8 protein-coding genes are annotated in these 12,600 nt (G+C 63.7%); 3 read left to right on the plus strand and 5 right to left on the minus strand.

Going from position 1 to position 12,600, the window contains the following annotated elements; translation table 11 throughout:
• The first annotated feature begins 48 nt into the window (after nt 1-48).
• Complete coding sequence (gene dxs, locus J2X43_RS06535) at nt 49-1,965, plus strand: 1-deoxy-D-xylulose-5-phosphate synthase (RefSeq protein WP_310292264.1); 1,917 nt, start codon at nt 49-51, stop codon at nt 1,963-1,965.
• A 233-nt stretch (nt 1,966-2,198) separates the two neighbouring features.
• Here the strand turns inward: dxs and J2X43_RS06540 are convergent, their stop codons facing one another.
• Nucleotides 2,199-4,142, minus strand: coding sequence for a methyl-accepting chemotaxis protein (locus tag J2X43_RS06540; protein WP_310292266.1), 1,944 nt, complete (start codon nt 4,140-4,142; stop codon nt 2,199-2,201).
• A 214-nt stretch (nt 4,143-4,356) separates the two neighbouring features.
• Entirely contained in the window at nt 4,357-5,358 is a 1,002-nt protein-coding gene (locus tag J2X43_RS06545; RefSeq protein ID WP_405049578.1) for a DUF4424 domain-containing protein, read from the minus strand.
• Between the two features lie 127 nt (nt 5,359-5,485).
• Here J2X43_RS06545 and J2X43_RS06550 point away from each other — a divergent pair, with 127 nt between their 5' ends.
• Together J2X43_RS06550 and J2X43_RS06555 are read left to right on the plus strand one after the other, a co-directional pair.
• On the plus strand, nt 5,486-6,235 hold the full coding sequence (locus J2X43_RS06550; RefSeq protein WP_310292270.1) for a TlyA family RNA methyltransferase: 750 nt from the start codon (nt 5,486-5,488) through the stop codon (nt 6,233-6,235).
• Nucleotides 6,232-7,482, plus strand: coding sequence for a class I SAM-dependent RNA methyltransferase (locus J2X43_RS06555; protein WP_310292271.1), 1,251 nt, complete (start codon nt 6,232-6,234; stop codon nt 7,480-7,482). The genes J2X43_RS06550 and J2X43_RS06555 overlap by 4 nt, the downstream gene beginning before the upstream one ends.
• Before the next feature lie 144 nt (nt 7,483-7,626).
• Here the strand turns inward: J2X43_RS06555 and J2X43_RS06560 are convergent, their stop codons facing one another.
• The 3 genes from J2X43_RS06560 to J2X43_RS06570 all read right to left on the minus strand — a co-directional run bounded on the left by J2X43_RS06560 (nt 7,627) and on the right by J2X43_RS06570 (nt 12,453).
• Entirely contained in the window at nt 7,627-9,696 is a 2,070-nt protein-coding gene (locus tag J2X43_RS06560) for a methyl-accepting chemotaxis protein (protein WP_310292273.1), read from the minus strand.
• A gap of 217 nt (nt 9,697-9,913) precedes the next feature.
• Nucleotides 9,914-10,666, minus strand: coding sequence for a crotonase/enoyl-CoA hydratase family protein (locus J2X43_RS06565; protein WP_310292275.1), 753 nt, complete (start codon nt 10,664-10,666; stop codon nt 9,914-9,916).
• Nucleotides 10,667-10,674: 8 nt separating this feature from the next.
• Complete coding sequence (locus J2X43_RS06570; protein WP_310292277.1) at nt 10,675-12,453, minus strand: acyl-CoA dehydrogenase; 1,779 nt, start codon at nt 12,451-12,453, stop codon at nt 10,675-10,677.
• Nucleotides 12,454-12,600: the final 147 nt, after the last annotated feature.

Raw genomic sequence — 12,600 nt, forward strand, 5'->3', positions numbered from 1 at the left:
TAATCGGAATAAGCATAAGCCTAGAATGACAAGAAAGAGCGCCCGCCCGTGACAAACCCGCTGAAGACACCGCTGCTTGATCAGGTCACCTATCCCGCCGACCTGCGCAAGCTCGATGATCGCGAGCTGCCGCAGCTTGCGCGCGAGGTCCGCGACGAGATGATCGACGCTGTCTCGCGAACGGGCGGACATCTGGGTGCCGGCCTCGGCGTCGTCGAGCTGACGATCGCCATCCACAGCGTTTTCAACACGCCTGACGACCGGCTGATCTTCGACGTCGGCCACCAGTGTTACCCGCACAAGATCCTGACCGGCCGCCGCGACCGTATCCGCACGCTGCGCCAGGAAAACGGCCTGTCCGGCTTCACGCGCCGTGCCGAAAGCGAATACGATCCCTTCGGCGCCGCCCATTCCTCGACCTCGATCTCCGCAGGTCTCGGCATGGCTGTCGCCGCCGAGCTCGACAAGACCGACAAGCGGGTGATCGCCGTGATCGGCGACGGCGCGATGTCGGCCGGCATGGCCTATGAGGCGCTGAACAATGCCGGTGCGCTGGACGCCCGGCTGATCGTTATCCTCAACGACAACGACATGTCGATCGCCCCGCCGACCGGCGCGATGAGCGCCTATCTGGCGCGTCTCGCTTCCGGCCGCACCTATATGGGCTTCCGTGATTTCGGCAAGAAACTGACCGCCTATCTCGGCAAGAAGGTCGACCGCGCGATTACCCGCGCCGTCGAGCATGCCCGCGGCTACGTGACCGGCGGGACGATGTTCGAGGAAATGGGCTTCTACCATATCGGCCCGATCGACGGTCACTCGTTCGAGCACCTGCTGCCGGTTCTGCGCAATGTGCGCGACCATGCGGAAGGTCCGGTTCTCATCCATGTCGTGACCCAGAAGGGCAAGGGTTATCCGCCGGCCGAAGCTGCTGCCGACAAGTATCACGGCGTCAACAAGTTCGACGTCATCACCGGCGCGCAGGCGAAGGTGAAGCCGAATGCGCCGAGCTATACGAGCGTCTTCGCCGAAGCGCTGGCGCAGGAAGCCGAGCTCGACGACAAGATCGTCGGCATCACCGCCGCCATGCCGAACGGCACCGGCCTGGACAAGCTGGCAAGCCTTTATCCGGCACGCTGTTTCGATGTCGGCATCGCCGAGCAGCACGCGGTGACCTTCGCCGCCGGTCTCGCCGCCGAAGGCTACAAGCCGTTTGCCGCGCTCTATTCGACTTTCCTGCAGCGCGCCTATGACCAAGTCGTCCATGACGTCGCCATTCAGGGCCTGCCCGTCCGCTTCCCGATCGACCGCGCCGGTTTCGTCGGCGCCGACGGGCCGACGCATGCCGGTTCCTTCGATACGACCTTCCTCGCAGCCCTTCCCGGCTTCGTGGTGATGGCGGCTGCCGATGAGGCGGAACTGAAGCATATGGTGCGCACCGCCGCTGCCTATGATGCCGGCCCGATCTCCTTCCGCTATCCGCGCGGCGAAGGTGTCGGCATCGAAATGCCGGTGCGCGGCGAAATCCTGCAGATCGGCAAGGGCCGGATCGTCAAGGAAGGCACCAAGGTGGCGCTGCTCTCCTTTGGCACGCGTCTTGCGGACAGCCTGCTCGCCGCCGAAGATCTCGATGCGGCCGGTCTTTCGACCACCGTTGCCGATGCGCGCTTTGCCAAGCCGCTCGACCACGACCTGATCCGCCAGCTCGCCGCCCACCACGAAATCCTGATCACCATCGAGGAAGGCTCCGTCGGCGGCTTCGGCAGCCACGTGATGCAGTTCCTGGCCATGGAAGGCCTGCTCGACAACGGGCTCAAGGTGCGATCGCTGGTGATGCCTGACATCTGGATGGAGCAGGCGAAGCCCGAGGCGATGAATGCCCATGCAGGGCTGGATCGCGCCGGGATTGTCTCGACGGTATTCCGGGCGCTCGGTCGCAGTGCTGCGGTTGGGGTTGCGGGGTAAATCGCAAAACGCCTGACCCGGAGCCCCCTCACCCTACCCGAGGGAGAGGGGAAGCTCGAGTTTGGAGCGGGCCTTTCGTTCTCACTCGCTTGTCCCCTCGGGGAGAAGGTGCCCCAAGGTTTCAGGTGCAACTCGTTGCACCTGGGATTAAGGGCCACACTCGCAAACGCCCAAAAACAAAAAGGCCCCCGAAGTTTCCCTCGGAGGCCCTGTGTCAGACAATCAGGCTCGTCTCAAAACTCTTCCCAATCTTCCTGCACGGCCGCAGCGGCCGTTGCAGTCCTGCCGCCGAATGCGGAGGCGACGCGGTTGTTCAGAGCCCGGGCCGGTGAGGCGACCGGGCGGGAGGCCGGCTGGGCGACTGCCGCGCGCGGGGCGACGGCAACGGCTGCGGCGGCACCGAGCTTGAACTGATGCAGGAGCGCGTCGAGGGATGCGGCTTCCTGCGCCAGCGAATGGCTGGCGGCCGTCTGTTCCTCGACCATGGCGGCGTTCTGCTGCGTGCCCTGGTCCATGTTGTTGACGGCAGTGTTGATCTCCTGCAGGCCGATCGACTGTTCGCGGGTGGCGGTGACGATCGCGCCGACGTGGCGGTTGATCTCCTGGACCTCGTTGACGATTTCGGCCAGCGCCTTGCCAGTCTGGTCGACCAGCGAAACGCCGGTATTGACCTGTTCCCCTGACGTGTTGATCAGCGCCTTGATTTCCTTGGCAGCCTGCGCCGAGCGCTGGGCAAGCTCACGCACTTCCTGCGCGACAACCGCAAAGCCCTTGCCGGCTTCACCGGCACGCGCGGCTTCGACACCGGCATTCAGCGCCAGAAGGTTGGTCTGGAAGGCGATATCGTCGATGACGCCGATGATGTTGCTGATCTCGCCCGAGGACTTTTCGATCTGCTCCATGGCGGTGACGGCCTTGCGGACGACGTCGCCGGAGCGCTCGGCGCCGACACGGGCTCGCTCGACCAGATGGCCGACATCTTCGGCGCGCTTGGCGCTGTCGCGAACAGTGGTCGTGACCTCTTCGAGGGCTGCGGCGGTCTCTTCGACGGCTGCGGCCTGCTGCTCTGTGCGACGGGCGAGATCGTCGGCGGCCGAGCGGATTTCACCGGCACCGGCATTGATCGCCGAGGCGTTGCGGCCGACCGACTGCAGCGTTGCCTGCAGCTTGCCCGCGGCATTGTTGAAGTCGGTGCGCAGGCCGTCGAACTGTTGAGAGAACGGCGTGGTGATGCGGCTCGCGACATCGCCATTGGCGAGGTTCGAGAGGCCTGTTGCGAGACCTTCGATCGCCGAACGGATTTCGGCCGCTTCGCGGGCCTTGTCCTCATCGGAGAGCAGGCGCTGGCGTTCGGCTTCGCCGCGCATACGGTCGGTTTCGCCTGATAGCCGCAGCTTTTCGGCGGCAGCTTCCTTGAAGACCAGAACCGACTGGGCCATGCGACCGACTTCATCGCGGCGGTCGAGGGCCGGAACGTCGACGTCGTGGTGGCCGCTTGCGAGGCGGTCCATGGCAGCCGTCATACCGATGATCGGCTGAACGATGGCGCGCGACAGCAGCCATGCGAGAACGGCGGCGGCCAGCGAGGCACCGATGCCGCCGAAGAGCAGCGTGTTGTTCAGATCGCTATCGGCATCGGCCTGAATGGCGGCGAGCAAAGCAGACTTGTCGCGGGCGGCGGCCTTGATTTTGGCGGAGGCCTGACGGAAGCCGTCGAGCTGGCCCTTGGTGGCGTTGACGCCGATCTTGACGACGTCGGCGATCGGGGTTTCGGTTTCCTTGCGGGCCTTGGCCTGCGGCTCGGCGAGCTCGTGGAAATAGAGGTCAGCAGCCTTCTGCATGCCGTCGATCATGTCGAGCACGGCGGGTTCGTCTGCCGCACTTTCCTTGGCCGAGGCGATCGCCTTCAGCATGCGCTCACGGTTGGCGAAAATATCGCCATAGGTGCTGTCGGAGCGGAAGAGAATGAAGCCGCGCAGATTGACGGCCTGCTCGAGCATGGCCTGCAGCGCGTCGTCGATCTGGTTGACGAGCAGCTCGGATTTCTCCTGCTGGGCGGCGGCGGCGGATGAAGCGCCGGCCTTGACATAAACATAGGACGAGACGGCAACGAAAATGACGATGAGGGCTGCGAACGTCGCCGCGAGCTTCCCCTTGAGTGAGATATTGGCGAACACCGGTAATTCTCCTGGCAAATAATCGGCGCGGCAAAGGACGGGCCGCCGATGGGCAGCGGCGGCAGACGGAAAATCGGAAGGAACATGAACTGCGGGCAGGGAAATGCGTGCCATCATGGCGAAAGCGATTCAAGCGAACCGCTGCAATCGTCCCGAACCTATGGGGCGGGGCTTTAAAATTGTTTAAGTTTGCACCGCACAAATATTGGGTGTGCTATTCATCCGGTGCATTGAGGATCAGAATATCGAGGTCCTGTTCTGGCCAGAAATCGGTCGCCGTCATCTCGAAAGTGGTGGGGCCGGTCTTCTTCACACCGGTGCCGCAGAAGCTGATGAGGTTTTTGGCCTTGCCCTTGTCCAGCATCAGCTTGAAGTTCTTGATCGGGCCGTTCCAGTTGGCGCCGGTCTTGAGGATGTAGGAAATCCAGCTTTCGGTGTAGTTCGGGCCGCCATTTTCCTGCCCCTTGGCGAGCTTCTGCGCGGCCTTAACGAAGCCTTGGTCCATGCAGTAGCGCCTGATGTAGTCAGCATAGCGATCGCCCTTGGCCTCCCCTTCTTCCAGGAAGCTGATCGCCACAGTGCCGCCGACGCTCGGCGTGTAGCGGTGCGAAACCGTCACCTTCGCCTTGGCCGGAAAGACGGTTTTCCACCAATAGGTCGAGCGCAGCGTCCAGAGCGGTGTCATGTGGTGTTTCATGCCGTTGCCGTCGTTGTCATAGACATCGTCGTAGAGCAGACCGCGGGAAAGCCAGTCCTGCTTGACATCATCGGGCAGTTTTTCCAGCGCCGCATAGGTGCCATCGGCAAAAGGAAGCGGCGGGATGTTGCGTGCTTTCAGGTCGTCCGTCACGTCGATGCTGGCGGCGATCGCCCGCTGCTGCAGCGCCGGGGCGATCGGCTTGCCATCCTGCGTCACGATGAAATCGAGGAAGTTGTCGCTGCCGGAATTGGCAATGGCGATATCGCTTTCGACATGGCCGGGAAGATCCGGCATCGGGAAGGCGACGAGCGTCTCGACATCCTTGTCGGCGCTGTTTTCGAAGACATAGTCGACGCGAACCTCCTTCTCCGAGATGAAAAGCGCCTCGCTTTCCATGCTGACATCGGGGGATTCGATAAAGGTGAGGCCGCCGGTCTTCAGCTCGGCCATCGTATCGTTGGCGAGCGCCGGGGCGGCAAAGGCTGTGGCGGCAAGAATGGCCAAGCTTCTCGAAATTGCCATGCCGCTTCGCTCCCCTACCCCATGACCAAGGGCAGAATTATCGCCGAACGCGAAGAGGCGTCAACGGCAGCCGTGCAACAAAAGGCTTGCAAGCGCGGGCTTTGCCAGTCATGGACAGCCCATGTCCGAACAGAACAATACACAGCGTCTCGACCAGCTTCTCGTCAGCCTCGGCCTTTTCGCCAGCCGCTCGCGGGCGCGCGATGCCGTCAACCGCGGAACGGTGAAGGTGGGCGGCAAGGTCGTCACCAAGGCCGGAGCGCTCTTTGGCGACGACGCCGCGATCGAAATCGACGATCCGGCGCAGGATTATGTCTCGCGCGCAGCCCTGAAGCTGACGGCGGCGCTCGACCATTTCTCTCTCGATCCCGCGGGACACCACTGTCTCGATATCGGCGCCTCGACCGGCGGCTTCACCGAGGTGCTGCTGGAGCGCGGTGCGGCCCATGTGACGGCGATCGATGTCGGGCATGGGCAGATGCATCCGCGCATTGCCGCCGATCCGCGTGTCGCCAATATCGAAGGCTTCAACGCCCGCAACCTGACAGCCGACGATGTCGGCCATGACGTGACCTTCATCGTCTCCGACGTGTCGTTCATCTCGCTGCGGCTGGCGGTGGCGCCGTCCCTTGAGATCGCCGAAAGCGGTGCGACCGCGGTTCTGCTCGTCAAGCCGCAATTCGAGGCCGGGCGCGAGGCGATCGGCAAGGGCGGCATGCTCAAGGATCCCGCTTCGGCGCCCGATGTAGCGGCTTCGCTGGAACGCTGGTTCGTAGAGGAGATGGGCTGGAAGAGCCTTGGGCTCATCGCCTCCCCCATTGCCGGCGGCGATGGCAACCAGGAATATCTACTCGCAGGAACAAAGCCGTGAGCACCGAAACAGTCACCATCCAGAAACTCGGCGGACAGGGCGACGGCATTGCCAGTGGCAAGGACGGCCCGATCTATGTGCCGTTTGCGCTGCCCGGCGAAGAGGTGGCGATCGCCCGCGTGAAGAGACAGGGCACGATCATGTCGATCGCCAAGGCGTCGGCGGAGCGGCGGGAACCTGCCTGCCGCCACTTTGGCCCCGATGGCGTCAACGGCACCTGCGGCGGCTGCACGCTGCAGCATCTTGCGGATGCGCCCTACCGCGCCTTCAAGCGGCAGCTGGTGGTCAACGCGCTGAAATCGCAGGGCATCGAGGCCGAGGTCGGCGAGCTGGTTGCGGCCCATCCCGGCGAGCGCCGCCGCGTGGTGTTTGCGGCGCGCAAGACCGAGAAGGATATGCTTGTTGGATTCAATCAGGCCGAAAGCCACCACATCGTCGATATCGAGGAATGTCCCATCTCGTCGGCGGGGATCATGGCCCGGCTGCCGGCGATCAAGGCCATCGGCGCCTCCATGGCGGCCAATGCCGAAGCCTTCCGCATCTCCGTGCTGGAGACGGCGTCCGGGCTCGACCTTGCCGTCGACGGCATCAAGAAGCTTTCCGACCAGCAGCGCCGCAAGGCGGTGGAAACCGTGCTCGGGATGCGCGGCATCGCCCGCGTTTCGCTGAATGGTGAAATTCTGGTCGAACCTGCCAAGCCGGTCGTCGATTTCGGCGGCGTCCAGGTTTCGCCGCCATCAGGCGGCTTCACGCAGGCGACCAAGCCGGCGGAAGACGCAATGGCTGAGCTGGTCGTCGCCCATGTCGGCAAGGCCAAGCGCATCGCCGATCTTTTTGCCGGATCCGGCACCTTCTCGCTGAGGCTTGCCCGTATCGGCCGGGTGCATGCCGTGGAAGGCGAAGACAAGGCTCTCGCCGCGCTCGACCAGGCGGCACGCAAGGCGCAGGGGCTGAAGCCCGTCAGCATCGAAAAGCGCGACCTCTTCCGCCGCCCGCTGATGACGGCAGAATTCAAGCATTACGACGCTGTGGTCTTCGATCCGCCGCGCGCTGGCGCCGAATTCCAGAGCCAGGAGCTGGCGCGCTCCGCGGTCAAGAAGGTCGTCGCCGTCAGCTGCAACCCGCTGACACTGGCGCGCGATCTCGCCATTCTCATCGCCGGTGGCTATCGCCTCACCAGCGTCACGCCGATCGACCAGTTCCTCTGGACGGCGCATGTGGAAGTGGTGGCGACGCTGGAGAAGTAGGCCGCGGCTGGTCGGGCCGTGTATCTTTCTGTGAATCGCGTGGTCTCCATCCCTCATTCCTGTGCTTGTCACAGGAATGAGGGAGAGTCCCAAAACAAAAATGCCCGCGTCTCCGCGGGCATTTTCAGTTCACAGCAGGCCTTATCAAGCGACGCGGCGGTGACCCGACGAAGCGCCGGACTGGCCGCTGCCGAGATTGAACTGCGACAGCAGCTGCATCAGCTTGGCTGCCTCGGCGGCGAGGCCGTGGCTGGCGGCGGTCTGCTCCTCGACCATGGCGGCGTTCTGCTGCGTGCCCTGGTCCATGGTGTTAACAGCCGTGTTGATCTCGTGGAGACCGGTCGACTGTTCGCGGGTGGCGGTGACGATTGCGCCGACGTGACGGCTGATTTCCTGGACCTGCGTGACGATCGCTTCCAGCGCCTTGCCGGTTTCGCCGACCAGGGTCACGCCGGAGCGGACCTGGGCGTTCGAGGTGGTGATCAGCGCCTCGATTTCCTTCGCGGCCTTGGCGGAACGCTGGGCGAGTTCGCGGACTTCCTGGGCGACAACCGCAAAGCCCTTGCCGGCTTCACCGGCACGCGCTGCCTCGACGCCGGCATTCAGCGCCAGCAGGTTGGTCTGGAAGGCGATATCGTCGATGACGCTGATGATGCTGGAGATCTGCTCCGAGGACTGTTCGATGCCCGTCATGGCATCGACGGCCTTGCGGACGATCTGGCCGGATTTCTCGGCGCCGTTGCGGGTGTTGGAAACCAGGTTGCCGGCTTCTTCGGCGCGGCGGGCGGTATCCTTGACCGTCGTGGTGATCTCTTCCAGCGCCGCCGCGGTCTCTTCGACAGAAGCGGCCTGCTGCTCGGTGCGGCGGGCAAGGCCATCGGCGGCGGTGCGGATTTCGGTTGCACCGGCGTCGATCGCATTGGCGTTGCTGCCGACGGTCTGGAGAGCGCCATGTAGCTTGCCGACAGCGCTGTTGTAGTCACTGCGCAGGCGGTCGAGATGGGCGGCAAAGGGCGTCTCGATGCGGTGCGCGAGGTTGCCGTCCGACAGCGCGCCGAGTGCCCCGCCAAGGGCATCGACGGCGGTGCGGATTTCAGCGGCTTCGCGGGCCTTCTGTGCCTCGCGCTCCTGGCGCTCGCGCTCGGTCAGCGAGCGGCCTTCTTCGGCTTCGCCTTCGAGACGCTGGCGGTCGATCGCGTTCGACTTGAAGACCGCAACGGCCTCGGCCATCGAGCCGATCTGGTCGCGGCGCTCCTGGCCGGGAATGGCGGCCGAGAGATCACCTGCGGCAAGCTTCTGCATCGCGGCGGTCATCGCCGTGACCGGCTGGACGACGAGGCCGTGCAGCAGCCAGGCCATGGCAGCGATCATCAGGCCGACAGCAAGCAAAGTGGCAATGGTGGCGGCGATGCGGAATTCGTTGAGTGCGGCAAAGGCCTTGTCGCTATCGACGACGAAGCCGAGAGACCATTCGACCGTCGGCAGGCCGGCGACCGGCATGAAGCTGACGAGAACGGGCTTGCCTGCGAATTCAGTGGCGACGAGGCCAGTGCCGATCTTCGGGGTCTGCTTCGGGAAGGCATCGGCCAGCGTCTTGGTGACCAGCTTGGCATCGGGATGGATGAGGATCTGGCCGCTCTTGTTGACGAGGAAAGCCGTGCCCTGGCCGCCGAGATCGATCTCCTTGATCATCTTGACCATGGTTTCGAGCGAGAAGTCGGAGCCGACGACACCGGCGAGCTTGCCATCGCGCTGAACCGGAACGGCAGCGCTGATGATCAGGTCGCCGCTGGACGCATCGACATAAGGCTCGGTCATGACGCTGGCATTGGCCTTGACGGCGTCCTGATACCACGGACGCTTGCGCGGGTCATAGCCATCGGGCATCGGCAGCTTCGGCCACATCGTGAAGACGCCTTGTTCGTCACCGAAATAGGTGCTGACAAACTGGCTGGTGAGAACGTCGTTCTGCAGCACTGTTTCGATCCCGGCCTGATCGGACGCGCGGCCGATGGCGTTCGCGACCATGGCGGTCAGCGTCACGCGGCCGTTCATCCAGTTGGCGAGGCTGTGTGCGGCCTGCTCGCCAGAGGACTGGATATTGGCTTCGATCGAGGCGGTGGTAACGTCGCGCTGGACGGAGTTGATGTAAAAGGAGAAGGCGGCAAAGGCCGCCAGGACAACTGCGGACGCGGCGACGAGAATGCGCGTCATCAAATTCGTCTTCTTCAAGTGCGTTCTTTCGAAGTCTACCACCTTGCCGTTTGCGCGGATGGACTGCGCGGCGGAACGGATCGGGCGGATGGGGCTTGGGGGCAAAGCTGCACAAGGCGCGTCATGCGCCTGGACGAACGGGCAATTCGTCACTTCCTGATTAGTAGGGTCGCATTAAAACACACTTAAAATTTAGCTAAAACCCTATGTTTTTATATTAGCGCCGCATGAAAGCTTCGAAGGCTTTTCTTGCCTCGTCACTTTTCAACTGCGCGGTGAAGTAACGCGCTTCTTCATCTATACGTGCAATAATTTCTTCGCGCGGACCGCGAACCAGATCGCGCGCAATTCGCAGAGCGGTGGCAGGCTTGGCGGCGAGCTTGCCTGCGGTTGTCAGCGTCAGATGTTCCACTTCGCCCGGCGCGCAGACCTTCCAGATCAATCCGGCATCGCGTGCCTCGGCAGCCGTGAAAGCTTCACCTGCGGCCAGCAGCGCGAAGGCACGCTGGTGGCCCATGATGCGTGGGGCGAGCAGGCTGGAGGCGGCTTCCGGCACCAGCGCCAGATCGACGAAGGGGGTGCGGAACTGGCTGCGGAGGGAGGCGATCGTCAGATCGCAATGCATGTGCATGGTGGTGCCGATGCCGATCGCCAGACCATCGACGCCGGAGACCAGCGGCTTGCGGGAATTGACCAGCGCGTAGAGAAAATCGAGCAGTTCGTGGCCGAGGCTGCCGCCCATGGCGGCGGCGAGGAAATCGGCGATGTCGTTGCCGGCAGAAAACGCGCCTTCGGTGCCGAGGAAGGCGGTGGCGCGGATGGTATCATCGGCATCGGCGGCCTTCAGTGCTTCTGTCATCCGCACATACATGGCGCGGGTGATGGCGTTCTTCTTGTCCGGACGGTTGAAGCGGATGATCTGGACGCCCGGGTGCTCGGCGGATTGCTCGACGATGATGTGGTCGGTCATGGGGATCCTCAGGCCAGGATGGCGCGGGCTGCGGCAAGGCTTGCGGCACCGTTGACGGCGCGGTCCTTCAAGGCAGCGGTTTCGGACAGCAGGTTTTCGGCGGCAAAGCGACAGAGCGCGATGCGGCCCTCTTCAGCACCGTCGCCGGTCTTGGCGAGGCCGCCCTTGGCGAGATAGGCGCTGGTCAGCACCAGACCGAACAAACGCTGATAGGGCGTGGCGCCCGAGAGGGCTTCGGCGATCTTGCCTTCGGCCTGGGCTTTCATCAGCCACTCCGTCGCCTCCGTCAGGTCGGCGATGGCGGCGTCGAGGCGGGCGGCGGTTTCGCCGAAGCCGGAGAGGTTCGAACCGCGCACGGCGTCGGCGATATCGCTCAGCTCGGCGATGAAGCCTTTCACATGCTCACCATTCGAGAGCGGCAGCTTGCGGGTGACGAGGTCGATTGCCTGGATGCCGTTGGTGCCTTCGTAGATCGGGGCGATGCGGGCATCGCGCAGGAAGCGGGCAGCACCGGTTTCCTCGATGAAGCCCATTCCGCCATGCACCTGGATGCCGAGCGAGGCGACATCGACGCCGGCGTCGGTGGAGAAGGACTTGGCGATCGGGGTCAGCAGGGCGGCACGCTCCTGCCAGTGCTTGGTGTCGCCTCCGGCGTGATGCGACATGTCGATGGCGTGGGCGCAGGCATAGGAGATGGCGCGCGAGCCCTGGGTGAGCGCCTTCATGGTCAGCAGCATCCTGACGACATCGGGGTGCTCGATGATCGGGCTCATGCCGGAGCCGGTCCAGCCGGGCGCCTTGCCCTGGGTGCGCTCCCTGGCGAAGGCGATCGCCTTCTGGGTGGCGGCTTCGGCGATCGCCACGCCCTGCATGCCGACCGTCAGGCGGGCATTGTTCATCATCGTGAACATGCAGTTGAGGCCCTTGTTCTCCTCGCCGATCAGCCAGCCGATGGCGCCCTTTTCGACCCCGAACTTGCCGTCACCATAGATCATCGTGCAGGTCGGCGAGCCGTGGATGCCCATCTTGTGCTCGAGCGAATGGACGAAGACGTCGTTGCGGGCGCCGAGCGAACCGTCGTCGTTGACGAGGAATTTCGGCACCAGGAACAGCGAGATGCCGCGGGTTCCCGCCGGCGCATCCGGCAGACGGGCCAGAACGAGATGGATGATATTGTCGGTGGCGTCGTGTTCGCCCCAGGTGATGAATATCTTCTGGCCGAAGATGCGGTAGGTGCCGTCATCGCGGCGCTCGGCGCGGCTCTTGAGCGCGCCGACATCGGAGCCTGCCTGCGGCTCGGTGAGGTTCATCGTGCCGGTCCACTCGCCGGAGACGAGTTTCGGCAGATAGGTCTGTTGCAGATCCTTGGATCCGTGCGCGGTCAGCGCCTCGACGGCGCCCATGGTCAGCGTCGGGCAGAGCGCGAAGGCGGTGGCGCCGGAATTCCACATTTCGAGGGCAGCGACATTGAGGAGAACTGGGAGCCCCTGCCCGCCGAATTCCTCCGGTCCGGTCAGGCCGTTCCAGCCGCCGGCGATCCAGTCCTGATAGAGCTTCGCCCAGCCATCCGGCGTCTTGACCCCGCCATCGATCAGACGGGAGCCCTGCGTATCGCCGATCTCTCCGAGCGGCGCGACCTCATCCGTGGCGAAGCGACCGGCTTCCGTCAGGATCGCATCGACGAGATCTTCGCCGAGATCGCCGAACAGTCCCTTGTCCAACGCGTCCTTCAGGCCGGCGACATGCTTCAGCGTGAAAGCGATCTCTTCGACGGGCGCCTTGTACATATGGTCTCCTCACATATCCGGCCAGTGATCGGTACCGGCCATCCTCCAGCCTCAGGGCTAATTGATTTTTACGTAAACGTCAATTTCGATTTTGAAGCGTGTCAGGGCTGCGCCACGTTGTCTCGCCTCTTGCTTATTCGCAGCGTT

It is taken from the genome of Rhizobium sp. BE258, assembly GCF_031457345.1.
Taxonomy (GTDB): domain Bacteria; phylum Pseudomonadota; class Alphaproteobacteria; order Rhizobiales; family Rhizobiaceae; genus Rhizobium.